This is a genomic window from Kribbella sp. NPDC023972, from assembly GCF_040639075.1.
Lineage (GTDB): Bacteria > Actinomycetota > Actinomycetes > Propionibacteriales > Kribbellaceae > Kribbella.
The window spans coordinates 1-26,694 of sequence record NZ_JBEZZH010000013.1; the positions used below are offsets into that span (position 1 = coordinate 1).

The window sequence follows — 26,694 nt, forward strand, 5'->3', positions numbered from 1 at the left end:
GCCGTAATACACCTCGAGCTCCGCGGGCCTGGTGTCCTGGAGGGTGAGAGCCGGCTCCACCCCACCCACCTCAGCCCTGCCCCGCTCCACCCCACCCACCTCAGCCCTGCCCCGCTCCACCCCACCCACCTCAGCCCTGCCCCGCTCCACCCGGCGCTGCTCACCCCCAGTCCTCTCAGCGCCAGGACGTTCGGCGCCTGACTTTCCGCTGTCGGACCTTTTGACATCAGATCCTTCGACGCCAAACCTTTGGTCCCCCGAACCATCGTCTCCTTCGGCGTCTGAAGTTTCGACGTCGAAATGCATGCCGAAGACCAGCAGGCGGCGGCGTGGGTCGTGGGTGGCGCTGGGCGCATCGCCCGGAGCGAAGACTGCGCACACACCCGGGTGCAGCTCTCGGTCGTTGCCGTTGAGCTCCAGTCGTCCCCGCCCGTCGAGTACGCACCAAAGCAGGTAGTCCGGCAGCGGGCGCGACCTCCACGACCAGCTCGGTTCACACCGCCAGAACGTGGGGGCAGACAGCAGTCGCAGCGTCAGCGGTTCGCCGGCGGCGAGTCCATGCGTCAATAGTTCAACTCCTTGCGCCGATCTTCCGTGGCCCGATGGCAGCGACCGCTCGGAGAATGCGGTATCAGGAAACAGAGTAGAGCTATCCGGGAGTTGTGACCGGACTACCGCGGGAGTGGTGGATGAGCGTTTCGTACAAGGTCCAAGAGCAGTCGGCCGCGACGTACAAGGATGAGTTCGACAGCAACGGCTACACGCTGGTCCGCGGACTGTTCGGCACGGACGAGGCCGAGCGACTGCGGGACCACTACATGGAACTCCGGAAGCGTGGATCCAATCCCCACGACTTCGCCGGCCACACGAGCAACAGCCGGGATCCGTTGCGCAGGTACCCGCGGATGGCGCAGATGCACCGCTGGGACGACGTCTCGCTGCGCTGGTTGATCGACGCGCGCCTCGATGAGGTGATGACTGTGCTACTGGGCAGGTCGCCGTACGCGGTCCAGACGATGATCTACTTCAAGCCGCCGGGCTCCCGCGGGCAGGCGCTGCACCAGGACAACTTCTATCTGAAGGCCGAGCCCGGGACTTGCATCGCCGCCTGGATGGCACTCGACCGGGTGGACCGGGCGAACGGCTGCCTCGAGGTCGTCCCGGGGAGCCACCGCTGGCCGATCCTTTGCACCGAGAAGGCCGACACCAAGGTCAGCTTCACCGACATCACGGTCCCACTGCCGGAACCCGACGCCGCCGTACCGGTCGAGATGGAGCCTGGCGACGTGCTGTTCTTCCACGGCGCCCTAGTCCACGGCAGCGCGCCGAACGTCACCACCGACCGCTTCCGTCGCGCACTCATCGGCCACTACATCGAGGGCGAGGCCGAGCGCGTCGCCCAGTACTATCACCCCGCCCTCCGGATGGACGGCAGCCCGCTCGAACTGGAGGTCGCCGAAGGCGGCGGCGCCTGCGGCGAATGGGCCGACGGCCCCGACGGCCCAGTAGTACGAATGACCGGCACCGAGACTGTCACCCGCAAACACGAGTAACACCTCGCGACAACCTGCAGCACGAGCGCCCTGCAGACACCGGCGCGACCTCGTGCGCCCGGCCGCAGCTAATAGGTCGGCGGTGGTCCGCATACAGAAGCTATAGCTGGTGCCCGGCTTGCTGGGCGTACAGCGCGCTGTGGTGGGTGCGACATACAGCGCGCGGTGATGGGGGCGGCGTACGGTGCACCGCCGTCGTACGGTGCACCCGGGATTACGTACAGCGCGTACGGCTGGCGACGGGGACCGTGATCGGCATACGGCGGCAGTCGGAGGGGTGGTCGCGAAGTCCGCGTGGGCGGGGTGAGCGGGCATCCTCTGAGGCGACAGCATGGTCGGCGGCGTACACCCTCCGCGGCGGGCGGCGAGCGGCGACCTGGTGGGCGGGTGCGTCCGTCTGGTGCGCGGAGTGCGTGGGTGGGGTGGGGGTTGGGTGAGACCCGTGGGGGTGGGTTGTGGGGGGTGTGGGAGGATAGGGGGGCTGACAGCGTCGTCGGCGTAGGGAAGGCCAGACGACGAAGGGAAACCGCTGGTGACCAGCGACATTCAGATTCCTGCAGAGCTCAAGCCCGCCGACGGTCGCTTCGGGGCCGGTCCGTCGAAGGTGCGTCCGGAAGCTGTCGCCGCTCTCGCCACCGAGGGCGCCAAGCTGCTCGGTACGTCGCACCGCCAGGCGCCGGTCAAGAACCTCGTGGCACGGGTGCAGCAGGGCGTGGCTGACCTGTTCCAGCTGCCTGATGGATACCAGGTGGTGCTTGGCAACGGCGGTTCGACCGCGTTCTGGGACATCGCGACGTTTGGTCTGATCCGGGAGAAGAGCCAGCACCTGAGCTTCGGCGAGTTCTCCTCGAAGTTCGCCAAAGCCGCGCAACTGGCGCCGCATCTCGGCGAGCCGAGCATCGTCAAGTCCGACCCGGGCACGCGGCCGGTCGCGGTGGCCGAGGCCGGCGTGGATCTGTACGCCTGGCCGCACAACGAGACCTCGACCGGCGTGATGGCTCCGGTGAAGCGGGTCGAGGGTGCCGACGAGGGCGCACTGGTCGCGATCGACGCCACCTCGGGTGCGGGCGGCCTGCCGGTCGACATCAACGAGGTCGACGTGTACTACTTCGCGCCACAGAAGTGCTTCGCCTCCGACGGCGGCCTGTGGATCGCGGTGATGAGCCCGGCCGCGCTGGCTCGAGTCGAGGAGATCACCGCGAGCGGCCGGTGGATTCCGGCGTTCCTGGACCTGGCCACCGCGATCGACAACTCGAGCAAGCACCAGACGTACAACACGCCGTCGCTGGCGACGTTGTTCCTGATGGCGGAGCAGACCGACTGGATCAACAACCAGGGCGGCCTGGAGTGGAGCGTCGCGCGGACGACCGACTCGAGCACCCGGCTGTACACGTGGGCCGAGAAGTCCGAGTACGCCACGCCGTACGTCGAAGACCCGGACGCCCGCTCGCTCGTCATCGGAACCATCGACCTGGACGACTCGATCGACGCCGCGGCGGTCGCGAAGACGCTGCGGGCCAACGGGATCGTCGACACCGAGCCGTACCGCAAGCTGGGACGCAACCAGCTTCGCGTTGCCATGTTCCCCGCGGTCGACCCCGACGACGTCGAGAAGCTCACCCAAGCCATCGACTACGTCGTCGAGCGCCAGAAGTAGGTCTCTAACAATCCGTTAGTCCGAAGCAGCCGCTGGTCCCACCCGGGACCGGCGGCTGTTCGCGTTGGCCAACCGATTAGGTCCACTGGAGCAACTGCTGGGCGTGGTTAAGGCGGGGACGCCGTGGGCGAGTGACTGGGGGTTGGCCGTGCCGCGATCGACGTACGCGCCGGGTGGTAAGCGGGGACGGCGAGGCGCCGGGAAGGCGTGGCACAGGTCGCGGGGCGCGGGGTCAGCGGATCGGGTTGGGGCGATGCGCGGCAGGGGTGAGCCGAGCGACTGGGCTGGCCGCGGGGCGATCGGCGTACGCACTTGGGGTACGTCGGGACGGCGGAGTGTCGGCTGGGGAGCGGGGGGCGGGACGGGGAGGTGCTGGAGGTTGGTGGTTCTGGAGGTTGGGGTGTGGCGGCGGGGGACGGGGCTAGGTGCGGCGGTGGGGGGTCGGTGGGGATTGGCCGGTTAGGCGGGCGTTTTCGGCCATGCGGTCCAGGCGTTCGCGGCGGCCTGGGGGGAAGGTGATGATGGTGATGATCAGGGCGAAGGCGGCGGCGCCGATGAGGATCCAGCGGAGGTTGTGACTCTTCGCCGGTTCGTCGCTCGACTCGCTGGCTGTGCCGGGCTTGGGGGTTGCGGCGGCGGGTGGGGTCGCTCCGGCTTGCTTGGACGGGACCGGGACCTGGTAGACGACAGAGTCCGCACCCTCGATGCCGGCCAGGACCGTGTCACTCGTCTGGCCGACAGCGACCGACTCACCCTGAGCCGCGGAGACGGTGGCGCTCGCGAGCAGGGTCGGCGTTTCGCCCCAGGCGATGGTTGAGACGCCGGTGTTCGTCCGCAGTACCACTCGCTGTCCATCCGGGAGGAACGTGCCGTCGGTGAAGACGCCGGCCGGGGCGGGTGCGAGTTTGGTCAGCTTGTTCGTGCCCTGGCGGGAGGGGGACGGCGGTGCCGCATAGATCGCGCCGCCCTTCGTGGACTTCGTGACGATGAAGAGCTGGTTCGTACCGGGCTCTACCAGCAGAGTCTCGGCGTCGTGGGCGCCGTCCGGGTAGGTGAAGTCGTACCGGTGGTACGGCACATTGCCGGCGTCGCCCAGCTTGTCGGGCTCCGGGATCGTGTAGATCTCGATCATGTCCCGGGTGGCCTTGTTGTCGCCGATGTCGGCGATGTAGATCGTTCCATCGCGATCCACCCCCACCGCCTCGACGTCGCGGACCTCCGCCTTGAAGGTGAGCACCATCTGGACCTTGCCGGTGGTGTCGACGCCGAACACGCGAGCTCTGTCGCCGGAGTCGTTCACGGTCCAGTAGATGCCCTCGTACTTCTGGCTCTTCGCCAGGCCCGACGACTCGGCGATCCGCTCGTCGCGGATCGTGAACAGCTTCTTCACCCCTGGGGTCGGATCCGCGGCCGGCAGCAGCACTCCGGACTGCGACGACGATGCCGACCTGGCAGCGCGCGGGGCGGCGAGGGCGGCGGACGCCGACTGCGGCGACGCGGACTGGGGCGATGCGGCTGATGCTCCGGCCGGGACCGCCGTACCGGCCAGGCTGAAGAAGCCGGCCGCCAGCAGAGCGAGACCAGTCCGAACCCGCATCACGACACCACCTCATGGCTGTCCGTCAGGAGTAGCTCGGCCAGGCGGGGGGTCACTTGCCAGGCGGTGGTCAGGGATTTGTACTCGGCTTGGAGGTCGGGGGTGGGCTGGGCGCCGGTCCGGGCGGCGCGGAGGAGGAGGTTGCGGGGGGTGTGCTGACTGTCCACGAACTGCACGACCTCCACCCGGTATCCGACCTGTCGAAGTACCGCCGCCCGCAGGGTATCCGTCAGGACGTCGGCAAACCGCTCACGAACGATGCCATATCGCGTCATCAGCGCGTAAGGCGCCGGTGGTGTGACGCTCTTGAGCTGCTTTTGGATGTCGTGATGACAGCACGGAGCTGCGAGGACGAGCGGCGCCTCCCAGCCGACCGCCCGGGCGAGGGCGTCGTCGGTCGCGGTGTCGCAGGCGTGCAGCGCGAGTACGACGTCCGGGCGTACGTCGAGCTCCGCCGCCTGGATGGTCGCGTCGACGAAGCGCAGGTGGTCCTGCCAGCCGAGCGCCGTCACGACCCTGGTGTTGCGCTTGCGCGCCGCTGGGTTGTGGTCGATGCCGGTCATGCGTACGTCGTGCCCGGCCGCGGTCAGGAGGTGGTAGGCGGCCAGGGTGAGGTAGGCGTTGCCGCAGCCGAGGTCGACCACCTGGATCGGTCCGTCGGCCGCGATCCGGCCGGCGGCGATCGCCTCGTCCAGGGCCGGGGCGAGCAGCTTGCAGAACTCCTCGATCTGCTTGTACTTCGCCTGCCGGGACGGCTTCACCCGGCCGTGGTGATCGCTGATCCCGAGCTCGACCAGGAACGGCGCGGCTGGGTCGAGGACCCGCTGTTTCACGCGGTCGTGGCTGGTCTCCTGCTCTCGGGTGTCCGCCTCGCGGTGGAGTAGCTCCTTGCCCTTCTTGGTGTACCGCAGCCGCAGGGTCTCGGTCGTCGTCTCGACGTGCCACGTCCCGTACGGCAGCTCGAGTAGCTCGTCGACGGCCTTCTCCGCATCCGGTCCGGCGACGTTGCGGGTGTGGGCCTGGCGTTCGTCGTACTCGGTGATCTGGAGGTGGCGGAGGTTCTTGAGGTCGACGTACCGAAGCTCGATGCGTTGGTAGTGCGGTGGTTCCAGACCGCGGCGGCGGCCTGAGGCGACCGCACGGACAAGGCCGGTCGGGTCCAGCAGGGCGGCACGGATCACGTCGCGCACGCCGGACTCCGCTCCGGAACCGGCACCCGGTTCGCCGGAGCTCCGATCCGGATCCACGTCTGACTGCATCGCGCCATTGTCTCCGACCCCTCATCACGATCACAAAACGGTCTCGCCCAACCCCGCGGAGGGACCCACCCAACCGCCTCCCATGAGCTCCCGGCAGAAGTTGTCCGGGACCTGCCGCCCCAGCACTCTGAGTATCCGTCGGCGCCTGGTGGGGTGGTCATTCGAGGCGTTCGTCTTCTTTGAGGAGGCCTAGGGAGCGGAGGCGGGTGGCTATGCCGCCTGGTTGGCGGCCGAGGGTTTCCACCAGTTCGTCTTTGGTGGCTCCGTTGCGGTAGAGGTCGGTGAGGGTTTGCTCCTCCTCGGCGGACCAGACGCGGAAGGCGTTGGGGTGGTTCTTGCGGGCGGCCTTGATCTTGCGGGTCATGGAGCGGGTGTCCAGGAGCTCCAGCGATCGGATCCGCGCCTGGCGGTGGCGGCCGACCTCCTCGCCGTCGCGCCAGAACACCACTGCCCCGTCGTCGAAGGTCATCAGCTCGGCCGGTACGTCGCAGTAGTCGTCGTCCTCGAGCATCACTCGCAGCATGGGTCGTCCTCTCCGTTCGTCATACGAACCCGGCGCTTCCGGTCCGTTCTCGACAGAGAAGATGCCGCGATCCACGCTCTCCGCGACGACAAATTCGCAGGCTGTGGACAACCGCTAGACGGGATCCGACGGGTCCTCGGGGAACGGCGGACGGCTCGGATCCGGCGGCAGGCCCCACGTCTTGGCCTTCGCGGCCTCGGTTTCCTTGCGGCGCATCCGGTCGCGCTCGGCGCTCAGCAAGCCCAGCAGGACCAGGTCGAGCAGCATCCCGCCCACCGCCGCGAACTGCGTACCCGCGAACTGGAACACCTGCGTGACCAGCAACGACACCAGCACCGCCAGCTCGAACAACCGCACCGCACGAGCCCGGTTCCTCTTCCGCAGCTGCAGCCAACCACGCAGGGTGAAGGACGCCGACAGCAAGCTCCCCGCGGCCACACCGAGCACAGGGAAGTCCGTGAACAACCCGTCGTCGAACCGGATCGCGGCCGCGATGGCGGGCGCACCGATCGCTTGGACGACCAGTACGGCGACCGCGACCCGAGGCGCGAGTGGATGGGTCGCCAGCCGGTCGAACCCACGCCGCAGCGCCCGCCACGCGGCATCCACCGGAGCGGCGAGTTCCACCTCGTCAGCCGGGCAGGCGGCCAGTAGCTCACGGGCCTCATGCCGGCCAGGAACCTCCACGCTGACCTGGCGAAGCTGCTCCGAGGCCTACGCCAGCCGACGGCGGGAGAGCCCACCGGCGACACCTTCGACGGCATGGTCGACCACGTTGGCCAGCTGCTCGCGCTGATCGATCGGCCGGCGGGTGGTGAGGAACCGGGTGCCGAGCACGATCAGCACGAAGATGACGTACACGATCGCCGCGGCCGGTTGGTAGAAGTAGTTGTTGTCCGAGGTGACGAACTTCCCGACCTCGTCGATGAACAGCCCGAAGCCGACGCCACCGATCAGTGCTGCCGCGGGCCGTACGACGGGACCGACGTACGCGAGGAGCAGGGAGATCGCGACCAGCATCAGCAGGCCACCGGGCAGGACGTGGGCGATGTGCAGGCCTTTGCCGCCGATCTGCGGATAGCCGCTCAGCCCGAGGAACAGGCGGGTGATCAGGACCGTCGCCACACCGGACACCACGAAGGTGGTCAGGTGTTCGGCGGACCGTACGTTGCGGACCAGCCCCGCTCGCATCAGGTACGGCGACCGTGCTCCCGTGGTGCTCATGGGGCCTCCCGGCCCGGACTGAGGAGTGGAGGGAGCGAAGCGACTGGAGCGACGAGGGAAGGGCGGGAGCCAAAGCCCCATGACCGAGCCGGCGCCGGAGGCCCGGCCAAGAGCACTGTCATGCCGCAGAACGTTAGTCGCCGAAGTGTCAGCGGACGAGAGCGGCGACGACGACCATGGCGACCAGTGCGGCCAGTACGAGGGAGGTCACCAGTCGGCGGGTGCGGGGATCCACGTCGCCAGGCTAGTAGACCCCTCCTTCTCCCGAAGCACCCGAGTGGGTAGTTGTCTACCAGGAACGCCTGGGGTCGATCCGCCGTTGATGTCGAGTAACTGGGGCAATGGGCGGCGGCGCGAGAGCGAACGCAGCAGGTGATGGGTGGCGCGGGGGCGCTGACGGGTGGTTTAGCGAGGGCTGAGCAGGGGCTCGGGGCGGTGGACGCCGCGAGGGCGGTAGGCGAGGGCGTCGGACAGGTTCAGGTAGTCCGAGAGGAGCCAGATGATGGACAGCCACATCTCGGTGCCCTGCAGGCCGGGGATGGAGCGGTCGTCGGTGCCGTCCGGTGCGAAGGCGAAGCCCTGACCGTCGACCCAGCGATCCAGGATCCGGGTGAGCTGGTCCTCGGCCCACCGAACGCCGTCGGCACGGCGTACGTCGGTCTGCTTGCCGGCCAGCCAGAGCGGGTGGATCACGTCCAGGACGTTGCACGCGTTGTAGCCGTCACCGCTGAACGTCCGGCGGTCGTTGCTGTGGGCAAGCACTGTCTTGACCGCCTGTTCGGGGTACGGCAGCGGCAAGCCGAACTGTGCATACGTGCCGCGGGTCAGCCGATAGAAACCATTGACGACCTGCAACCATCCGTCGTCCGGATGCGGTCGACCCCACATCCCTGAAGCAGGATCAGCACGGGTGATGAGCCAGCCCATCAGCGTCTCCATCGGCCCGGATTCCCCGTGGTCCTTGAGGTTTCGGGCCAGAGCGGTGCCAAGGGCATCGATTCCCGAACCGGACGACCAGGCGCGCCTCGCCCAAGGCAAGTTGTCGAGCCGGCGCTCGAGCTCACCGGGTGCGAAGTCGATCCGAATCGGATGCTCGAAGCAACTGTCCAGCAGCTGCAACGCATACCCGGCACAGAGAACGTGGTAGCTGGCCGGCCCCTCGAGCACCGACAACTTCTCATCAGCAGCCGCGTCGAGGCCGGCGTCGGCGAGGTCGCCTGGTGAGACCAGACCGGTCTCCGGGTCCTGGCGAGCGCGGAGGCGCCGGACGAGGTCGTCGCGAGTATGCCCTTCAGGGGTACGACGAAGCAGCACGTCGGCGATCTCCACCGCGTCGCACCACGGCCGGATCGCAGGCTCGTGACCGAGTCCGGGCCGGTCGACGAACCGCTCGCCGTCCCAGCACCGCTGGAGTACGTCGTCAGCCTGCTCGCGAGCCTTGGCGGCAAAGGAGGCGAGACGATCGGCCAGATCGGTGGCGGGATCAGGCCGGCGCCTGGCATCAGCCGAGCTGACCGGATCAGGCCGGCGCGGGCCATCAGCCGAGCTGACCGGATCAGGCCGGCGCGGGCCATCACCGGAGCTGACCGGCTCCGGCTCGCGTGAGCGCAGTACGCGGGCCGGGTTGCCGGCGGCAATGGTGTTGGCGGGGACGTCCCTGGTGACCACGGCACCGGCGCCGATGATCGAGTGCGGGCCGATGGTGACGCCGTCCAGGACCGTGACGTTCGAGCCGATCCAGACGTCGTCACCGACGGTGATGCCGAGCGAGGTGTGCGGCTGGCGGAAGATCGGCTCGCCCGGCTCGGTCCCGTGGTTGAACGCGAGCAACGACGTGTGCGCGCCGATCCGGACCCCGTCGCCGATGGTGACGTTGCCGCGGACGGCCGAGAACGGGTTGATCGTGGTGTCCGATCCGAGTGTGACGCGCCCGGTCAGGTAGGCGTGCGCCGCGATGTACGACCGCTCCCCCATCCGGAGCTCGTCGCAGTACACCGCCGCCGACTCCGCGACGTACGCGTCGTCGGCCAGTGACAGCGAACCGCCGAGCCGCTGCTGCCGTTCGGCCTGGCGCCGGCGCTCCTCGTCGGAGGCGACGCGGGTGTACTCCCAGGGCAGGAAATCCAGGCGCAAAGGTTCGGCAGAGGTCATGGGAAAACGCTATCCAAACCTCGAGACCGCCGCTACCCCGAGAAACTCGCTGCTACCCTCTCGGCTGTGCGGGGTACCAGGCAGACATGACGACACCCGGATCCTTGGTCGGCGGAGACAGCGCCGATGACGGTCCGGCGAGCGGTGGCGGGCGCCGGCGAGTCACGATCAGCGATCTCGCACGCCACCTGCACATCTCCAAGGCCTCGGTCTCGTACGCGCTGAACGGCCGGGCCGGCGTCAGCGAGGAGACCCGGCAGCGGGTGCTCGACCTGGCAGAGGAGCTCGGCTTCCACCCGAACTCGGCCGCCGTCGCACTCTCGGCCAGCCGGACCCGGACCATCGGCATCGTGATCGCCCGCGATCCCGCGCTGATCTCGACCGAGGCGTTCTACATGCGCACGCTTGTCGGCATCGAGCAGTACCTGAACGAGGTCGACTCGTCACTGCTCCTTCGGCTGACCGGTGAGCATGGCGAGGATCTCGACGTACTGCGGCGATGGTCGCGGCAGGGGCGGGTCGACGGGTTCATCCTGTTCGACGAGCACGACGACGATCCGCGGATCACGCTGCTCCGGGAGCTCGGGATGCCGTGCGTGGTGGTCAGCTCCAATGACCCCGACGACGAGGTCGGGCGGCTGATCAGCTCGCCGGTCGAGACGGTCACGCTGCTGCTCGACCACCTGGCCGGGCTCGGGCACCGTGACGTCGCGCACATCAGCGGCCCGTTCACCTTCGTGCACGAGCAGCTGCGGGTGCGGATGCTGCGCGAGGAGGCCGAGCGGCGCGGGATGACGATCCGGCACGTCGAGGGCAGTTACCGGTACGACGACGGCGCCGAGCTGACCCGCCAGTTGCTGACCGGCCCGAAGCGGCCGACCGCGATCGTGCTCGGCAACGACCTGATGGCGGTGGCCGCGCTCCGGGTGGCGATGGACCTCGGCACCGACGTACCCGGTGAGGTGTCGATTCTCGCCTGGGACGACTCGCCGCTGTGCGAGCTGGCCCGGCCGGGCATCACCGCGGTCGACCAGAAGACGATGGAACGCGGCCGCGCCGCCGCCGACCTCCTGCTCCGGGTGGCGGCGGGTGAGACCGAGCTGCACGAAGAGGCGCCGGCCGGGGACCTGCGGGTCCGGGAGTCGTCCGGCCCGGCCCGCTGAGGCTGGCGGGGATATCCCCTCGACCGCAGGGTTCTCCGCGACGTACACGAGGGAAGCAGGCGCAAACCCAGGGGTTACCCCTCGAAGGCCGGACTGCGTCGCACGTTAGAACTCTATGAAGTCGAGTGGTTTCGGAGCGTGTCGGATTGCGCTTGCCCAGCAACCGGTGAAGGTTGGGGACGTCACGAGGTAGTAACGAAGCACTACCTACTGAACCGGTTAGGGTTTCGAAACTTAACCGGTTAGGCCACTATGGGGCCGATCCGCCTCCGCATGTCCGCGGGGGCTCGACGGGACGAGGGAGTCCGACGTGAGACTGCGTTCGCTTGTAGCCGCAGTAGCGGCGACCGCCCTGGGAATCAGCCTGGCCGCCTGCGGTGGCAGCGACTCGGGCGATTCCTCCGGCGGCAACTCGGGTGGAGACACCACGCTGACCTACTGGGCCAGCAACCAGGGCACCAGCCTGGACAACGACAAGGAGGTGCTGACCCCGGTCCTGCAGAAGTTCACCCAGGAGACCGGGATCAAGGTCAACCTCGAGGTGATCGGCTGGAACGATCTGCAGACCCGGATCCAGACCGCGATCACCTCCGGCCAGGCGCCGGACGTGGTCAACATCGGCAACACCTGGGCCGCGTCGCTGCAGGCGACCGACGCGTTCCTGCCGTTCGACAACGACGCGATGACCGCGATCGGCGGGAAGGACAAGTTCGTGCCGACGGCTCTGGCGACCGGCGGCAAGGAAGGCACCGACCCGACCTCGGTTCCGCTCTACGGTCTGGCCTACGGCCTGTACTACAACAAGGCGATGTTCGCCGCTGCCGGGCTGCAGCCGCCGAAGACCTGGGAAGAGATGGTCGCCGCGGCCAAGAAGCTGACCAACCCGGCGAAGAAGCAGTACGGGATGGCGCTGGCGGCCGGCAGCTACACCGAGAACGTGCACTTCGCCTTCATCAACGCCGCCCAGAACGGCGCCGACTGGTTCGACAAGGACGGGAAGCCGACCTTCACCGGTGACGGCCAGGTACAGGGCGTCCTGCGGTACCTCGACCTGATGCAGAAGGACAAGGTCGCCAACCCGTCGAACGCGCAGTACGACAACGGCACCAAGTCGGTGAACGACTTCGCCACCAAGAAGGTCGCGATGATCATCAACCAGAACAACGCCGACTCCTCGATCGCCGCCAACGGCATGAAGAGCAGCGAGTACGGCGTGGTCGCCTTCCCGGCGCCGCAGGCCGCGCCGAACCAGACCGCGAGCCACGTGGCCGGGATCAACCTGTCGATCTTCAAGAACACCAAGAACAAGGACGCGGCGCTGAAGTTCGTCAAGTACATGACCGACGCGCCGACCCAGACCGCGCTGGGCAAGCCGTTCGCCTCGCTGCCGGTGCTGAAGGACGCGAAGCCGGTCTTCACCGACAACGCCGAGGAGGCCGCGACGTTCCAGGACATCTACAACACCAAGTCCAAGCCGCTGCCGCTGGTGCCGGCCGAGGACCAGTACGAGAGCACCGTCGGCAAGGCGATGAACACGATGTTCGCCAAGATCGCCACCGGCGGGACGGTGACCGCCGACGAGGTGAAGGCGGCGCTGAAGACCGCCGAGGATCAAGTGGCCGCCAGCAGCTGACCGTACGCCGCTTGCGTCCGAAGAACTGGTGAGACGTCTCGCCAGTTCTTCGGACGCAACGTCCGTGTCAGGACGCAACGCGTCCGTGTCAGCCGACCCATCGCGATCCGAAGGACAGGAGGCGACAGAGGATGGCCGTCGCCACGACGGAAGCCCCGGCGAAAGCCGCCAAGACCATGCGGGGGCCGGAGCGCCGGCCCGGTCTGAGCCGGTGGCTCCCCTACCTGCTGCTGGCTCCGGCAGTGCTGCTGGAACTGCTCATCCACATCATCCCGATGCTGGTCGGGATCTGGATGAGCTTCGTCAAACTGACCAAGTTCTACATCGCGAACTGGTCCGCCGCGCCCTGGGCCGGGCTCGGCAACTACAAGGTTGTGGTGGACTTCGACAACGCCGTCGGTCAGGGGCTGCTGAAGTCCTTCGGCATCACCGTCGTCTTCTCGCTCGTCACGGTCGCGCTCTCCTGGGCGCTCGGGATGGCCGCGGCGGTCGCGCTGCAGCCGCCGTTCCGCGGCCGCAGCTGGGTCCGCACCCTGTTCCTGGTGCCTTACGCGTTACCGGCGTACGCCGGGATCCTGACCTGGAACTTCATGCTGCAGCGCGACACCGGCATCGTGAACCACATCCTGGTCGACAACCTCGGGCTCGCCTCGGACCGGCCGTTCTGGTTGATCGGCGGGAACGCGTTGGTAGCGCTGATCACGGTTGCGGTGTGGAAGCTGTGGACATTCGCGTTCCTCACCCTGATGGCCGGGTTGCAGAGCATCCCGCGCGACGTCTACGAGGCGGCGTCGGTGGACGGGGCCGGCAACCTGCGGCAGTGGCGCAACATCACGCTGCCGTCGCTGCGGCCGGTCAACCTGGTGCTCGTGCTGGTGCTGTTCCTGTGGACGTTCAGCGACTTCAACACCCCGTACGTGCTGTTCGGTACGGCGCAGCCGCCGGCGGGTGACCTGATCACGTTCCACATCTACAACGCGTCGTTCCTGACCTGGAACTTCGGCACCGGTGCGGCGATGTCCGTGCTGCTGCTGATCTTCCTGATGATCGTCACCGGCGCCTATCTGATCGTCACCGGAAGGAGGTCGCGTCGTGCGTGAGACCAGGGGCTTCAAGATCTACCGGGGTGTGGTCCTGGCCGTACTCGGCCTGTTTGTCCTGATCCCGCTGTACGTGATGATCACGTCGTCGCTGAAACCGCTGAAGGACGTGCAGGGTGCCTTCACCTGGTGGCCGTCGAGCCTGACCCTGGCGCCGTTCGTCGACATGTGGAAGACGGTGCCGCTGGCCCGGTACTTCGTGAACAGCACGATCGTCTCGGTGGTCGCGACGGTGTTCTCGGTCGCGATCGCGATCCTGGCCGCGTTCGCGGTGTCGCGGTTCCGGTTCCGCGGCCGGACCGTGTTCACCACCACGGTGCTGTCGACCCAGATGTTCCCCGGTGTGCTGTTCCTGCTGCCGCTGTTCCTGATCTTCGTGAACATCAACAACCAGTTCGGCCTGCAACTGGTCGGGACCCGGCTGGGCCTGATCATCACCTACCTGACGTTCAGCCTGCCGTTCTCGATCTGGATGCTGGCCGGGTACTTCGACAGCATCCCGCGGGAGCTGGACGAGGCCGCGCTGGTGGACGGGTGCGGACCGATGGGCGCACTCGCCCGGGTGGTGCTGCCCGCGGCCCGGCCGGGTGTCATCGCGGTCGCGATCTACTCGTTCATGACCGCGTGGGGTGAGGTGCTGTTCGCCTCGGTGATGACGACGGAGGCGAACCGGACGTTGTCGGTGGGTCTGCGCCAGTACTCCACCCAGACCAACATCTACTGGAACCAGATCATGGCCGCGGCGCTGGTCGTCAGCATCCCGGTCGTCATCGGCTTCCTGCTCGCTCAACGCCACTTCGTCGCCGGCGTCACCGCGGGCGCCGTCAAGTAGCCGACTCCATCGAAGGGGCCTCCCAGCCGGGAGGCCCCTTTGTGTTGCCGTCATCACGTTGCGCCCGGCCGGGCAACTTACATACATTCATGTACGTAGGTTTCAGCAGCAGGAGGAAGCATGCGTACGACGCAAGCCGAAAGACGAGCCCGGACCCGGGCGGCGATCCTCGAGTCGGCCGCCCGGGGACTGTCCCGGTACGGCTACGGCAACCTCAAGCTCGAACAGGTGGCAGCGGACGCCGGCTACACCCGCGGCGCTCTCTACCACCTGTTCAAGAACAAGGAGGACCTCACGCTCGCGGTTCGCGAATGGGTCATCGAGACCTGGGACCAGGAGGTCGGTGAGGCTGTGCGCGCGGAGTCCGACCCGGTGCCGGCTCTGCTGACGCTGGCGCGCCGGCATGCGGTGTTCTGCCGTCGTGACATCGCGCGGGTGGCGGTGGCGTTGCGGTTGGAGTTCTCCGGTCAGGACCATCCGGTCGGCAACCAGATCGAGGAGAACTACGAGCAGTTGGTGGCTTTGGTCGCCGGACTGGTCAAGGCTGGTCGCCGGACCGGGGCACTCCGGTCAGGGGCACCGGCCGGAGTTGTTGCGGGCGCATTCGTCGGTGCGCTCGAAGGCACAGTGATCGCGCTTGCCGGGCTGGTGCCGCATGACGAGCGGTATGCCGTTCGGGCGGTTGCTGGTGTGCTCGGGCTGGAAGGAGAACGATGAAACTTCCGAAGTCGGCGTACACCGATCCGCCGTGGCGGATGCACGAGATCGCCCCTGACTTCACCGTCGAGGACGTCTGGGCGCTGCCGACTCCCGGCGGGCCGGACGACTTTCCCAAGCTCCTGCGGTTGATGTCGGGTGGCGACACCAGCGACAACCCGTCATGGATCGCCCGGACGCTGTTCGCGATCCGGTGGAAGCTCGGTGAGTGGTTCGGCTGGGACGACCCCGACGCGAAGGTGGGAAAGCGGGTAGCTACCCTGCGCGACCGGCTTCCCGCCGATCTGCGGGAAGGCCCGGCCGGGCCGGAGTTCGAGCGGCTTCCGTTCAGCTCGGTCTTCCTGACCAAGGACGAGTTCGCCGCCGAGATGTCGAACAAGACCTGCCATGCCGTCATGCACCTGACCTGGGTGCCCGACGGCACCGGCGGCTATCGCGGCCAGATGGCCGTCCTGGTCAAACCGAACGGCCGCCTCGGCCGTCTCTACATGGCTGCGATCCTGCCGTTCCGGTATCTCTTCGTCTATCCGCCCCTGCTCAAGGGGATCGCCAAGGAGTGGGAAGCTCAGCCAGTTTCCGGAGGTGACTAGCCTAAGAAGTCCCATTCGCCCACTGTGGCGTAGGCGGAACTTCGGCCGGGGCCCTCGCCGAGGCGGGACTCGATCAGTCGCACGGTGGCCGCGGTCCAGGGCGGGCCGTCGTACGTGTCGAAGATCCGCACCCACTTGGTCACGTCCATCGGACGGCGCAGCCGGGCCAGGGTCACGTGCGGGGTGAACTTCCTGCCTTCCACGGTGACGCCGGCGCGGTTCGCCGCTGCCCGGGTCGTCATCGCCAGGTGCTTGAGCGACTCGGTCTCGTCGCGCACCCCGGCGTACAGCACCCGCGCGTCGGGGACGCCCGGGAAGGCTCCTGCTCCGGTGAGTTGCAGCTCGAACGGCTGCTGCCGCTTCGCGGCCCGCTCCAGCCGCTCGCCCAACTCTTCCGTCTTCCAGTCCGGCACTTCACCCAGGAAGGCCAGCGTGATGTGCCAGTGCTCGTCCGTGGCCCATCGGATGTCGTCATCCGGATGGTCCCGCCGCGGCTCCACGAACTCGCTCAGATCCTCCACTACTTCTACTGGTGGCACCACGGCCACGAACAATCGCATCCAGAAAGCGTAACTGTGCGCGAAACTGCTTTTGTGGATGAGCTGAAGTTGCCGTCGCCGTGTGTGGTGATCCTGGCCGGGCCGGGCGCCTCGGGGAAGTCGACGTGGGCAGCGGAGCGGTTCGCGGCGGACCTGATCGTGTCGAGTGACCGGCTGCGGGCGCTGGTGGGGGCCGGGGAGGACGACATCGCGGCCAGTGCGGACGCGTTCGCGTTGCTGGAAGAGGTCGTCCGGCAACGGATCGGGCGGCGATTGACGACGGTGATCGACACGCTCGGGCTCGATCGGGAGCGCCGGCTGCGCTGGCTGGCGTTGGCCCGGGACGCCGGAATGCCTTGTGTTGCGGTGGCTTTCGACACCCCGGCCGCCGAGTGCCGGCGACGGAACCGCTCGAGGCCGAAAAGTATTCCCGCGGACGCGCTGAGCAGTCAGCTCAAGTCCTGGACTGCGGTGAAGAAGGAGCTACCGACCGAGGGGTACGACGACGTGCTCGAGCCGGCGGTGGTTCGCGTCGTACCGTCGGCGTTCGTGGATGCCGGAGCGGCGGCGCTGCGGCAGGAGGAGGCGCCGGCGCGGTTGCGGTTCGGGCTGCAGTTGAGCAGCTACACGCACAAGGAAGGGCGGGCAGGGACTGCTGCCTGGGTCCGCGAGGTGGCCGGACGGGTTGAGGCGGCCGGTTTCGACGCGATCTACGTGATGGACCACTTCCGGCAGATTCCGCAGGTGGGGCGGGCCTGGGAGGACTTCCTGGAGAGCTGGACCACGCTGGGGTACCTGGCCGCGTGTACGTCGCGAGTGCGGCTGGGGACACTGGTCTCCGGGATCACGTACCGCAACGTCGCGCATCTCGGGAAGATCGCCGCGACTCTCGACGTACTGAGTGGAGGGCGTGCGGTCTGCGGGGTCGGGCTGGCGTGGTTCGAGCAGGAGCACAAGGCTTACGGGTGGACGTTCCCGCCGGTCGCCGAGCGGTACGCGCTGCTCGAGGACGCGCTGCAGCTCCTGCCAGTTTTATGGGGACCAGGCAACAAACCGTTCCACGGCGCGGTGCTCGACGTACCGGACACGACGTGTTACCCGCGACCGCTGCAGGAGCGTTTGCCCTTGCTGGTCGGCGGAAGCGGTCGCCGGACACTGCGTTTGGCCGCGAGGTACGCCGACGCCGTGAACGTCTTCGGTGATGTCGGGACCGTGCGCAAACATGCGGACTTTGTCCGCGAGCTGGGTCGCCCGGTCGAGCTCACGCATCTGTCCACAACCCTTGTGGGTAAGGATCATCGGGCTGTGGACGAACTGGTGTCTCGTCTGCGCCCGCGCAACCAGGATCCGGCCCGCTACGCCGCCTCCGTCAACGCCGGCACCGTCGCCGACCAGATCGGCCGCTTCCGCGAACTGTCCGAAGCCGGGGTCGCCGAGGTGATGATCAGCCTGCCCTCGCTCGACACAGTCGAGACTGTCGCCGAGGTGATCTCAGCTTTTCGCCGGTAGGTCCAGCTTGAGCAGGGCGTTCTCGATCAGCTCGGACATGGCGGGGTGGATCCAGTACTGGTCGCGGGCCATCAAGTAGGCGTCCAGGCCGAAGCTCATCGCCTGGATCACCGGCTGGATCACCGAGGAGGCCTGCGGGCCGATGATGTGGCAGCCGATGATCCGACCGGTCTCCGGATCGGCGAGGATCTTGGCGAAGCCGGTGGTGTCCTCCATCGCCCAGCCGTAGGCGATGTCGGCGTACTGCTGACGCCCCACGACATAAGGGATTCCGCGGTCCCGGGCCTGCTCCTCGGTGAGGCCGACGGCGGCGACCTGCGGTGAGCTGAAGACGGCGTGCGGGACGAAGCGGTGGTCGGACGTGATCCGGTCGGTGCCGTTGAGCAGGTTGTGCTTCACCACGCGTGCCTCATGGTTCGCGACATGCTTCAACTGGTGTGGTGAGGTGACGTCACCCAACGCGTAGATGCCGTCGACAGTGGTCTGCTGGTACTCGTCCACGACCACGCGTCCTTCGGCGTCCACCTCGACACCGGTGGCCTCCAGGTTCAGCGTGTCCGAGTTCGGCGTACGGCCGACCGCGACCAGGACCTCGTCGACCACGAGCTCGTCGACACCCTGCGGGCTGAGCATCTCGAGCGCGATCGAGCCGTCCTCGCGCCGCTTCGCACTGACGGTGTCGTGGTGCAGGCGTACGTCGTACTTCGCCTGGGCGATCTCGGTGAAGCGCTCGGCGATCTCGGTGTCCTCGTGCCGCATCAGCAGCCCCGACCGGGCGATCAGCGTGACCTCGACCCCGTACGACGAGAACACGTGCGCGAACTCGGCAGCGACGAACCCGCTGCCGATGATGCCGAGCCGGCGCGGCAGCTCATCGATCCGCATGATCGTGTTCGAGGTGTGGTATCCGACCTCATCCAGACCGGGGACGAACGGCACGATCGGCCGGCTGCCGGTCGCGAGCACGAACTGATCGGCGGTGAGCACACTGGTGCTGCCGTCCTTGCTGTCCACGGTCAGCTCCTTGACGCCGGTGAAGCGGCCGGTGCCGTCGTACACGGTGAGGTTGGCGTTGTCGGCGTGGTGATGCCGGTACTCCGAACCACCTGCGGCAATCGGGTCGATCCGGCCGAAGATCCGGTCCCGGACGGCCCGCCAGCGGACCCCGGTCAGCTCGGTGTCGACGCCGTACCGGGAGCTCACCGAGGGCACGGCGGCCAGGTCGGCGGTGTGCACGAACATCTTGGTCGGGATGCAACCCACGTTCAGGCAGGTCCCGCCGAAGGTGCCGCGCTCGACGATCGCCACCTTCCAGTCCGCGAACCGCCGGTTCACGATCGTGTTTCCCGAGCCGGTCCCGATGATCACCAAGTCGTAATGAGTCACACCCCATTCTGGACCCGTCGGTCCGGGATCATGGGGACGATGTCAGGCAGTGAGTTGGTGAGCAGCAACGGGACGCTCACGTGGGACGGTTTCGGGACGCTGCGGATTCGGTACGACGCCTCCGAAGCCGGACTGCGAAACTCACCAGATCGCTGCGCACGAGGCTGAGTGAGCGCACTGTTCCGGTCGAGGCCTCGCAGCGGATAGACGTCGACGTACTGTTCTTCGCCGCCCGGCTGCTGACCCGGATCCGCCCCTAGCCTCGGCCTAGGCGACTCTGGGTCCGCGGTCCTTTGAGGGCTCGACCGTCACGACGTCAGCGTTCCGTGGCTCGATCGTCACGGCTTCAGGCCGTGGAGCCGCGTCCACAGCGGCCTTCTCGCCGAGAAGCTCGGTCTGCGGGAGCACCTCGAGCCGTGGGCGCGGGAGCAGCCGGGGCCGGATGGACAAGCCGCGGCGGCGCGAGAAGTACAGCACCGAGCCGACCGTGCCGAGGACGGTCAGCCCACCGCCGACGATCAGCGACCAGCGGGGGCCGAAGGTCTGGCCGACCCAGCCGATCAGCGGCGACCCGATCGGCGTACCGCCCATCAGGACGGTCATGTAGAGCGCCATCACCCGGCCGCGCATGGTCGGCTCGATGCTCAGCTGCATGGTCGCGTTCGCCGCGGTGAGCATGGTCAGCGAGGTCAGGCCGACCAGCGGCAGCACCAGCGCATAGGTCAGGTACGTCGGCATCAGGCCGCTGACCAGTGCCATCACCCCGAAGGCCAGGGCCGCGCCGATCACCAGGCGCGCGCGGATCCGGACCCGGCGGGCGGCCAGCAGGGCGCCGGACAGCGAGCCGATCGCCAGAATCGAGCCGAGGATGCCGTACTCCCCCGCGCCCTTGTGGAACACCTGGGTCGCCATCAGCGCCGACGTCAGCTGGAAGTTCAGCCCGAACGTGCCGGCGAAGAACACGGTGACCAGCACCATCATCAGATCCGGCCGACGCCACAGGTAGCGCATCCCGTCGCGGATCATGCCCTTGTCCCGGGCCGCGACCTTCGGCGTGTGCAACTCGCCGACCCGCATCAACCGCAGCGACAGGATCACCGCGGCGTAGCTGAGGCCGTTGATCATGATCACCGGGCCGGTGCCGATCCAGTGGATCAGCAGACCGGCCAGCGCCGGGCCGAGCAGCCGCGCGGCGTTGAAGGAGGCGGAGTTCAGCCCGACCGCGTTGGCCAGCTCGTCCCGGCCGACCATCTCGACCACGAACGCCTGCCGGGCCGGGGCGTCGAACGCCGTACCGACACCGAACAGCAGGGCCAGCAGGTACACGTGCCAGGGCTCGACCAGGCCGGAGACGGTCAGCCCACCGAGCAGCAGGGCCACCGTGCCCATCGCGATCTGGGTGCAGGTCAGCACCCGGCGCTTCGGGAACCGGTCGGCGACCAGTCCGGCGTACGGACCGAGCAGAAGGGCGGGCAGGAACTGCAGTCCGGTCACGATGCCGAGCGCCGTACCGGAGTGGGTCAGCTCCAGGACCAGCCAGTCCTGGGCGACGCGCTGCATCCAGGTGCCGACGTTCGAGACGATCGCGCCGGAGGCGTAGAGACGGAAGTTACGGACTTTGAACGCGCGGAAGGTCGGACTCATGTGGCCGCCAGGCGTTCGAGAACAGGGGCTGCCTTGCGCAGGATGTCGCGCTCCTCGGGGGTCAGTTGCTTCAGTTTGGTCTGCAGCCACTCGTCGCGGCGCCGGCGGTTGGCCAAGATCAGGTCGTCCGCGGCGGCGGTCAGCTCGACCACGATCTGGCGCCGGTCGGTCGGATGGGGCCGGCGGGCGACCAGGCCCGCCTCCTCCATGTTCGACACGATCCGCGTCATCGACGGCGGCTTGACCTGCTCGTGCGCGGCCAGCTCGCCGATCGTCATCGCGTCGTGCTTGGCCAGCGCGCCGAGCACGCTGAGCTGGTTGGCGGTGAGGTCGTGACCGGGCTCACGCTGCCGCCGGAGCTGCCGGGACAGCCGGAGCGTTGACGACCTCAGGGCACTCGCCAGCCCGACGTCACTCTTCACCTGCTGGGCTACGACTTCGGGCATGTTCGTTAGCTTAACTCATTACCTTTGCTAAAGAAAACGCCTACCGCTCCGCCGGTATTCCCCCGATGAACGCCCGCCCCGGGCTCGAGGTTGCCCATTGAGCTGGGAGGTTGCCCACTCGGATTCTGAGTGGGCAACCCCCCATCCGAGGGGATGACCACCGCGGTTGGGGGTTGGCGACGTACTAGGGTTCGCCCCCATGGGGACACCTGCTGAGCTGGAGCGGTACGAACAGCGGTTCCGGCGGGCCGGGCTGCCGCTGCTGATCGAGGACCTTTCGCCGACGCACGACATCTTCACCCGGGCCACCCCGCTGCTGGTGCTGGTGTTCCTGGCCGAGATTCTCGGCGCCACCTCGCTGAACTGGCCGACCTGGAAGAACGTGCTGGCCGCGTTCATCGCGCTGGCGGTCCTGGTCGGCGGCTTCGGCGTACTCAACGGGCTCCGCGGCCGCCGGTTCTGGTCGCTGCCGACCCGCTTCGGCATCCCGGAACTGGCCGTGTTCGTACTGCTACCGGCCCTGCTTCCGGTGGTCAGCCAGGGCCAGTTCCGGCAGTTCTTCGGCGTTGCCTTCGGCAACCTGCTGCTCGTCGGCGTGGTGTACGTCGTGGTCGGCTACGGCTTGATCGCGACGATGTACTGGAGCCTGCGCCGGCTCGCGGGGGACCTGGCCGACTCGATCGCCAGCATGGTCCGGGCGCTGCCGCTGCTGCTGGTGTTCTCGCTGGTCCTGTTCATCAACACCGAGATGTGGCAGGTGTTCACCGGGATGCCGGTCGAGTTCATCCTGTTCTCGGTGGCCGCCTTCACCCTGCTCAGCACACTGTTCCTGATGGTGCGGCTGCCGAAGGAGCTGGACGCGATCGAGCGGGACGCCGACTCGGGCCCGCCGCTGCGCCGGCTGCAGCGGCTGAACCTCAGCGTCAGTCTGGTGATCCGGCAATGGGTGCAGACCCTGGTGGTCAGCAGCGGCGTCGGCCTGTTCTTCGTCGCCTTCGGCATGCTCGCGATCAACCGGCACATCTACGAGACCTGGGACATCGACCCGGGCGGCTGGGCGTACGACGTACAACTGCTCGGCCACCCGATGGTGATCAGCGCCGGCCTGGTGAAGGTCGCCGTCGGCATCGCGAACTTCACCGGCCTGTACTACTCGATCGCGCTGCTGACCGACTCGTCGTACCGCGAGGAGTTCCTCGACACCATCACCGCCGAGCTCCGCGACCTGTTCACCGCCCGCGCCGAGTACCTCCAGTTGCGCGCGGCCACGGCCTATGTGAGCCAGTCGCCGAGTGGGCCGATGGCGAAGTAGATGACGAACAGCAGCGAGACGACCCACATCAGCGGGTGGACCTGGCGGGCCTTGCCGCGGACGAGTTTGAGCACGACGTAGGAGACGAAGCCGGCGCCGATACCGGCCGTGATCGAGTACGTGAACGGCATCAGGATGATGGTCAGGAAGGCCGGGAACGCGACCTCGAGATCATCGAAGTCGATCCCCTTCACCTGCGTCATCATCAGGAACCCGACCAGGATCAGCGCGGGCGTGGCCGCCTCGTACGGCACCAGCGTGACCAGCGGCGCGACCACCATCGAGATCAGGAAGCAGATCCCGGTCACCACACTGGCCAGCCCGGTCCGGGCCCCCTCACCGACACCCGACGCGGATTCGATGTACGACGTGTTGCTCGACACCGACGCGGCGCCACCGGCGGCGGCCGCGAGTGAGTCGACGATCAGGATGCGCTGCGCGTTCGGCGGGTTGCCGTCGGCGTCGAGCAGCCCCGCCTCGGCGCCGATCGCGGTCATCGTGCCCATCGTGTCGAAGAAGTCGGCCAGCATCAGCGTGAAGATCAGCAGCAGCGCGGACACCACGCCGATCTTCTCGAACGACCCGAACAGGCTGAACTCACCGAGGGTGTCCAGGTTCGGCTTGTTGAACCAGTCGTCCGGCAGCTTCGGCACGCTCAGGCCCCAGCCGCCCGGGTTCTCGGTGGTCCGGGCGCCGATGTTCGCGATCGACTCGACCACGATCGCCAGGATGGTGGCGACCAGGATGCCGATCAGGATGGCGCCCTTCACCCGGAGCGCGTACAGCGTGATGATCAGGATCAGGCCGATCACGAACACCAGCACCGGCCAGCCGCGCAGGTTGCCGCCGACACCGAGCTCGACCGGCGGGCCTGTCAGCGCGGACGGACGCCGGACGAACCCCGCGTCGATCACCCCGATGAACGCGATGAACAGGCCGATCCCGACACTGATCGCCACCTTCAGCTGGACCGGGACCGCCTCGAAGACCGCTCTGCGGAACCCGGTCAGCACCAGGATCAAGATGATGAGGCCCTCCAGCACCACCAGGCCCATCGCGTCCGCCCAGGTCATCTTGGTCGCGATCGAGAACGCGACGAACGCGTTCAGGCCGAGACCGGTCGCCAGTGCGAGCGGGAAGTTCGCCACCAGGCCCATCAGGATGGTGACCACGCCGGCCACCAGTGCGGTGGCGACGGCGATCTTGGCGATCGACGCGGCCGGATCGGTCCCGCCGCCGACGAACTGGCCGGTGCTGTCCTTGACGGTGCCGATGATGAGCGGGTTCAGCACCACGATGTAGGCCATCGTGAAGAACGTGACCACACCGCCGCGGATCTCCCGGCTGACGGTGGAACCACGCTGGCTGATCTTGAAGAACGAGTCCATGAAGTTGGACCGGTCCCTGGCGGTGTCGGCTTGGGGCGAGCTCATGGCGGAATCGTGCCAGGTCTCACCCACAGGTTGCGAGCACTGACGAAAACCTGTGGAAAGTCGGGGACTAAGGTGGGGGCGTGGCAGACGAGCAGCCCGCGCAAAAGAAGCGCAACGACCCGACCAGCCAGCTGGCCCGCGGCGAGCTGGTGCACGCCGAGGTCAAGCCACTCGACCTGTCCGGCATCCCCAGCGTGATCACCGGGATCATCGCCTGGGCGGTCGCGTTCGTCGTCGTCCTGATCTTCCGCGGCGAGCTGAAGAAGGAAGGCCTCGAGTGGTGGCTGTGGGTCACCGTCGCCGGTGTCGGCCTCGGCCTGATCGGCCTCTGGTACTGCCGCCGCCGCTGGGCCGCCATCCAGGCCGGCCACCGCAGCGAAGTCGAAGACTAGGCGGTGTCTCAGCCGCGCCCGCCGCGCCCGACGCTGACCTGACCGTGGAGTCTCCGGGCGCGGTGGTTTACCGCGCCCGGTGAGCTGAGTGATCAGGGCTGGGAGCGCGGGCCATGCTCGGTGTCGACGTACAGGCCGTTCGGGTGGGCGGGGGTTGCGGCCCGGGTTGCGCGGGACCTCTCCCGAGCCTCGGTCTCGGCTTTGGTGACGTCCACGCCGGCGTCGCGGGCTCCCTTGGCGACGGCGTCGTACGCCTTGGCCGCCCAGGTGCGGGCCGCGTCGTACTGGTGGTTGCGCAGATTGGTCGCGGCCAGACCGAGGTAGACGTCGGCCAGGGTCAGGTCGTCGTACGCGCGGACCGCTCCAGGGGCGGCGAGTGCTTGGGCGGCGAGGTCGTTCGCGGCCTGGTTCAGTGCGGCGGTCCGGAACCGGTCCAGGTTGTCGTGGTCGAACTGGCTGAAGTCCCAGTTGAGGTCGATGTAGCTCATCATCGTGTTCGACTGGTCGCCGAGCCAGGCGAAGTACGTCGATCCGGTCGGGGCGAAGAGCTCACCGGTCGCGCCGTCGTAGCCGTCGTGCGGGTGCGCCAGGCCGATGTGGTGCCCGACCTCGTGGATGATCGTGGTGCTGAGCCCGTAGCCGGACTCGACCACGTCAGGTGAGGCGAAGTTGAACACGAAGCTCTGGGTGCCGTCGACGTAGTTGCTGTCGGCGAAGCCCAGTGCCGGGACGTCGACGCCCGGGCCGACCGCGTAGTTGAAGATCGGCAGCTCGTAGTCGACCTTGCCCTGGTCGTCCTGGGTCCGGGCGAGTTCGCGCTTGTTCTGCAGGTAGAAGTTCGCGAACGGCTCCAGCCCGGTCTCCGGGTAGCAGGACTTGTTGTTCAGGAACTCGTCGTAGCAGCGCTTGGCCTCACCGTCGAACGGCAGGTCCTGGTCGTCGTACGTCAGCTTGGTCTGCTTCAGCAGCTCACCCAGCTCGGCCTTGACCAGCGGCGGCTTGATGTACTCGCTGTTGGCATCGGTACCCGGCCAGCCCTCGTACGTGTTGCTGTCCAGGTCGATGGACTTGGCGGGACCGTCCACCGGCAGGTCCGCCGGGTACAGCGGCGAACTGGTGAAGAGGAGCTGCAGGGCGACGTAGCGGATCAGCTTGGCCAGGTCGCCGGGCAGCGCCGACGGTGCCCGGTACCCGCCGGCGGCGTACTCCCAGGCGGGTGGGATGCGATAGTCCGGTACGTCGTCGCCGTCGAGGTCCGCGTCGTCGACGTTCCAGCTGCCGGTCGACGCGTCGGGTCCGGCGGACAGGTCGTGGAACCAGATCCGGTGGGTGCTGCCGAGGCCGCTCTCCTCGTCCTTCGCGGTCGTGCCACCCCACGCGACGATCTTGCGGCTCTGCCGTTCGGTGCCGAAGTTGTAGCCGGTGTCCGGGTCCGGTTCGTCGGTCTTGGTGTAGACGTGGAACTTGAAGTCGGCGCGGTCGTGCCAGTTGATCAGGAAGACCGTGTTCCGGCGGGTGTCCACTCCGGCCGGCGGGTTCTTCGCCAGCCACTTCTCGACGCTCGGCGCGTCGATGTGGTGGTTGGCGGTGACGTCCAGCCGGTTCTTCTGCTGGTCGTTGTAGTCGGCCTGGAACGAACTGACCTGCGCCGGCTTGGCGAGCTTGGCCAGTTGACCGAAGAACCGGTCCTGGTACCGGCGGTCGGCGAACCGGATCCGGTAGTCGTAGCTGTAGCTGATCCCGATCCGCTCGTCGATCCCGGCCATCAGCCGGGTCATCACCTTCGGCTGGTAGCTCGTCGGCAGCCCCTGCCGGAACGCGGACACGTCGACGCGCTTCGGGTCGTAGCCCAGGAACACCACGTTGACCGGGACCCGCTCGGCCAGAGCCGGCCGGCCACCCGGATTCAGGTGCCGGAGCGGTGGCGGCGGGGCGCTACTGGCCGGCGTCGCCGCGACCAGTCCCCCCGCGATCACACTCACTATAACCGCACCGACCGCAACCAGCCGTCGCATCGACCCTCCAGGCCTCTCG

24 protein-coding genes are annotated in these 26,694 nt (G+C 67.7%); 12 read left to right on the forward strand and 12 right to left on the reverse strand.

The window, feature by feature from the left end:
* The first annotated feature begins 689 nt into the window (after positions 1-689).
* Together AB0F43_RS34345 and serC are read left to right on the forward strand one after the other, a co-directional pair.
* Positions 690-1,553: a phytanoyl-CoA dioxygenase family protein gene (locus AB0F43_RS34345; protein ID WP_360486673.1), complete on the forward strand. Its 864-nt coding sequence runs from the start codon at positions 690-692 to the stop codon at positions 1,551-1,553.
* Between the two features lie 529 nt (positions 1,554-2,082).
* Positions 2,083-3,210 (forward strand): phosphoserine transaminase, encoded by a 1,128-nt coding sequence (serC, locus tag AB0F43_RS34350; RefSeq protein WP_360487196.1) that lies wholly within the window; start codon positions 2,083-2,085, stop codon positions 3,208-3,210.
* Between the two features lie 421 nt (positions 3,211-3,631).
* Here the strand turns inward: serC and AB0F43_RS34355 are convergent, their stop codons facing one another.
* The 6 genes from AB0F43_RS34355 to AB0F43_RS34380 form a co-directional block, all read right to left on the reverse strand.
* Positions 3,632-4,807 (reverse strand): hypothetical protein, encoded by a 1,176-nt coding sequence (locus tag AB0F43_RS34355; protein WP_360486676.1) that lies wholly within the window; start codon positions 4,805-4,807, stop codon positions 3,632-3,634.
* Complete coding sequence (locus AB0F43_RS34360) at positions 4,807-6,066, reverse strand: SAM-dependent methyltransferase (protein WP_360486678.1); 1,260 nt, start codon at positions 6,064-6,066, stop codon at positions 4,807-4,809. Before AB0F43_RS34360 ends, AB0F43_RS34355 begins: the two co-directional genes overlap by 1 nt.
* Before the next feature lie 157 nt (positions 6,067-6,223).
* The gene (locus tag AB0F43_RS34365; RefSeq protein WP_360486680.1) at positions 6,224-6,589 is read right to left on the reverse strand and encodes a hypothetical protein; all 366 of its coding nucleotides are present in this window, start codon (positions 6,587-6,589) and stop codon (positions 6,224-6,226) included.
* A gap of 114 nt (positions 6,590-6,703) precedes the next feature.
* Positions 6,704-7,276, reverse strand: coding sequence for a hypothetical protein (locus AB0F43_RS34370; protein ID WP_360486683.1), 573 nt, complete (start codon positions 7,274-7,276; stop codon positions 6,704-6,706).
* 27 nt (positions 7,277-7,303) lie between these two features.
* On the reverse strand, positions 7,304-7,813 hold the full coding sequence (locus AB0F43_RS34375) for a hypothetical protein (protein ID WP_360486686.1): 510 nt from the start codon (positions 7,811-7,813) through the stop codon (positions 7,304-7,306).
* A gap of 405 nt (positions 7,814-8,218) precedes the next feature.
* Complete coding sequence (locus AB0F43_RS34380) at positions 8,219-9,964, reverse strand: DapH/DapD/GlmU-related protein (protein WP_360486689.1); 1,746 nt, start codon at positions 9,962-9,964, stop codon at positions 8,219-8,221.
* An 86-nt stretch (positions 9,965-10,050) separates the two neighbouring features.
* Between AB0F43_RS34380 and AB0F43_RS34385 the strand changes: the two genes are divergently transcribed.
* From AB0F43_RS34385 to AB0F43_RS34410, 6 genes are all read left to right on the forward strand, one after another.
* Entirely contained in the window at positions 10,051-11,127 is a 1,077-nt protein-coding gene (locus AB0F43_RS34385) for a LacI family DNA-binding transcriptional regulator (RefSeq protein ID WP_360486692.1), read from the forward strand.
* Between the two features lie 310 nt (positions 11,128-11,437).
* Positions 11,438-12,760, forward strand: coding sequence for a sugar ABC transporter substrate-binding protein (locus tag AB0F43_RS34390; RefSeq protein ID WP_360486695.1), 1,323 nt, complete (start codon positions 11,438-11,440; stop codon positions 12,758-12,760).
* 131 nt (positions 12,761-12,891) lie between these two features.
* Positions 12,892-13,860, forward strand: a complete 969-nt coding sequence (locus AB0F43_RS34395) for a sugar ABC transporter permease (RefSeq protein ID WP_360486698.1) — start codon at positions 12,892-12,894, stop codon at positions 13,858-13,860.
* Positions 13,853-14,692: a carbohydrate ABC transporter permease gene (locus tag AB0F43_RS34400; protein WP_360486701.1), complete on the forward strand. Its 840-nt coding sequence runs from the start codon at positions 13,853-13,855 to the stop codon at positions 14,690-14,692. The genes AB0F43_RS34395 and AB0F43_RS34400 overlap by 8 nt, the downstream gene beginning before the upstream one ends.
* Before the next feature lie 120 nt (positions 14,693-14,812).
* Positions 14,813-15,409: a TetR/AcrR family transcriptional regulator gene (locus tag AB0F43_RS34405; protein ID WP_360486704.1), complete on the forward strand. Its 597-nt coding sequence runs from the start codon at positions 14,813-14,815 to the stop codon at positions 15,407-15,409.
* Complete coding sequence (locus AB0F43_RS34410) at positions 15,406-15,999, forward strand: DUF2867 domain-containing protein (RefSeq protein WP_360486707.1); 594 nt, start codon at positions 15,406-15,408, stop codon at positions 15,997-15,999. Before AB0F43_RS34405 ends, AB0F43_RS34410 begins: the two co-directional genes overlap by 4 nt.
* On the opposite strand, the gene thpR is transcribed toward AB0F43_RS34410, so the two are convergent.
* On the reverse strand, positions 15,996-16,559 hold the full coding sequence (thpR, locus tag AB0F43_RS34415) for an RNA 2',3'-cyclic phosphodiesterase (protein ID WP_360486710.1): 564 nt from the start codon (positions 16,557-16,559) through the stop codon (positions 15,996-15,998). The two genes, AB0F43_RS34410 and thpR, sit on opposite strands and share 4 nt — an antisense overlap.
* 33 nt (positions 16,560-16,592) lie before the next feature.
* Between thpR and AB0F43_RS34420 the strand changes: the two genes are divergently transcribed.
* On the forward strand, positions 16,593-18,047 hold the full coding sequence (locus AB0F43_RS34420; protein WP_360486713.1) for an LLM class flavin-dependent oxidoreductase: 1,455 nt from the start codon (positions 16,593-16,595) through the stop codon (positions 18,045-18,047).
* Here AB0F43_RS34420 and AB0F43_RS34425 read toward each other — a convergent pair.
* Complete coding sequence (locus tag AB0F43_RS34425; protein WP_360486716.1) at positions 18,030-19,433, reverse strand: mycothione reductase; 1,404 nt, start codon at positions 19,431-19,433, stop codon at positions 18,030-18,032. The genes AB0F43_RS34420 and AB0F43_RS34425 overlap by 18 nt on opposite strands.
* 80 nt (positions 19,434-19,513) lie before the next feature.
* Between AB0F43_RS34425 and AB0F43_RS34430 the strand changes: the two genes are divergently transcribed.
* On the forward strand, positions 19,514-19,693 hold the full coding sequence (locus tag AB0F43_RS34430; protein ID WP_360486719.1) for a hypothetical protein: 180 nt from the start codon (positions 19,514-19,516) through the stop codon (positions 19,691-19,693).
* A gap of 7 nt (positions 19,694-19,700) precedes the next feature.
* On the opposite strand, the gene AB0F43_RS34435 is transcribed toward AB0F43_RS34430, so the two are convergent.
* Positions 19,701-21,077 (reverse strand): MFS transporter, encoded by a 1,377-nt coding sequence (locus AB0F43_RS34435; protein ID WP_360486722.1) that lies wholly within the window; start codon positions 21,075-21,077, stop codon positions 19,701-19,703.
* Entirely contained in the window at positions 21,074-21,523 is a 450-nt protein-coding gene (locus tag AB0F43_RS34440; RefSeq protein WP_360486725.1) for a MarR family transcriptional regulator, read from the reverse strand. The genes AB0F43_RS34435 and AB0F43_RS34440 overlap by 4 nt, the downstream gene beginning before the upstream one ends.
* Before the next feature lie 199 nt (positions 21,524-21,722).
* Between AB0F43_RS34440 and AB0F43_RS34445 the strand changes: the two genes are divergently transcribed.
* Entirely contained in the window at positions 21,723-22,835 is a 1,113-nt protein-coding gene (locus AB0F43_RS34445; protein WP_360486728.1) for a hypothetical protein, read from the forward strand.
* Here AB0F43_RS34445 and AB0F43_RS34450 read toward each other — a convergent pair.
* Complete coding sequence (locus AB0F43_RS34450) at positions 22,796-24,268, reverse strand: NCS2 family permease (protein ID WP_360486730.1); 1,473 nt, start codon at positions 24,266-24,268, stop codon at positions 22,796-22,798. The genes AB0F43_RS34445 and AB0F43_RS34450 overlap by 40 nt on opposite strands.
* An 80-nt stretch (positions 24,269-24,348) precedes the next feature.
* Between AB0F43_RS34450 and AB0F43_RS34455 the strand changes: the two genes are divergently transcribed.
* Entirely contained in the window at positions 24,349-24,660 is a 312-nt protein-coding gene (locus AB0F43_RS34455) for a DUF2530 domain-containing protein (protein WP_360486733.1), read from the forward strand.
* 92 nt (positions 24,661-24,752) lie between these two features.
* Here AB0F43_RS34455 and AB0F43_RS34460 read toward each other — a convergent pair whose 3' ends face one another.
* Positions 24,753-26,675, reverse strand: coding sequence for a hypothetical protein (locus tag AB0F43_RS34460; protein ID WP_360486736.1), 1,923 nt, complete (start codon positions 26,673-26,675; stop codon positions 24,753-24,755).
* Between the last annotated feature and the right edge of the window lie 19 nt (positions 26,676-26,694).

Excerpts from the sequence above, each read along its gene's own strand:
- AB0F43_RS34405 (WP_360486704.1), top strand. The coding sequence starts at position 14,813 with ATGCGTACGACGCAAGCCGAAAGACGAGCCCGGACCCGGGCGGCGATC.
- AB0F43_RS34375 (WP_360486686.1), bottom strand. The coding sequence starts at position 7,813 with ATGAGCACCACGGGAGCACGGTCGCCGTACCTGATGCGAGCGGGGCTG.
- AB0F43_RS34460 (WP_360486736.1), bottom strand. The coding sequence starts at position 26,675 with ATGCGACGGCTGGTTGCGGTCGGTGCGGTTATAGTGAGTGTGATCGCG.
- AB0F43_RS34445 (WP_360486728.1), top strand. The coding sequence starts at position 21,723 with ATGGGGACACCTGCTGAGCTGGAGCGGTACGAACAGCGGTTCCGGCGG.
- AB0F43_RS34365 (WP_360486680.1), bottom strand. The coding sequence starts at position 6,589 with ATGCTGCGAGTGATGCTCGAGGACGACGACTACTGCGACGTACCGGCC.
- AB0F43_RS34440 (WP_360486725.1), bottom strand. The coding sequence starts at position 21,523 with ATGCCCGAAGTCGTAGCCCAGCAGGTGAAGAGTGACGTCGGGCTGGCG.
- AB0F43_RS34410 (WP_360486707.1), top strand. The coding sequence starts at position 15,406 with ATGAAACTTCCGAAGTCGGCGTACACCGATCCGCCGTGGCGGATGCAC.
- AB0F43_RS34380 (WP_360486689.1), bottom strand. The coding sequence starts at position 9,964 with ATGACCTCTGCCGAACCTTTGCGCCTGGATTTCCTGCCCTGGGAGTAC.
- AB0F43_RS34385 (WP_360486692.1), top strand. The coding sequence starts at position 10,051 with ATGACGACACCCGGATCCTTGGTCGGCGGAGACAGCGCCGATGACGGT.
- AB0F43_RS34345 (WP_360486673.1), top strand. The coding sequence starts at position 690 with ATGAGCGTTTCGTACAAGGTCCAAGAGCAGTCGGCCGCGACGTACAAG.
- AB0F43_RS34435 (WP_360486722.1), bottom strand. The coding sequence starts at position 21,077 with ATGAGTCCGACCTTCCGCGCGTTCAAAGTCCGTAACTTCCGTCTCTAC.
- thpR (WP_360486710.1), bottom strand. The coding sequence starts at position 16,559 with ATGCGATTGTTCGTGGCCGTGGTGCCACCAGTAGAAGTAGTGGAGGAT.
- AB0F43_RS34360 (WP_360486678.1), bottom strand. The coding sequence starts at position 6,066 with ATGCAGTCAGACGTGGATCCGGATCGGAGCTCCGGCGAACCGGGTGCC.
- AB0F43_RS34355 (WP_360486676.1), bottom strand. The coding sequence starts at position 4,807 with ATGCGGGTTCGGACTGGTCTCGCTCTGCTGGCGGCCGGCTTCTTCAGC.
- AB0F43_RS34395 (WP_360486698.1), top strand. The coding sequence starts at position 12,892 with ATGGCCGTCGCCACGACGGAAGCCCCGGCGAAAGCCGCCAAGACCATG.
- AB0F43_RS34450 (WP_360486730.1), bottom strand. The coding sequence starts at position 24,268 with ATGAGCTCGCCCCAAGCCGACACCGCCAGGGACCGGTCCAACTTCATG.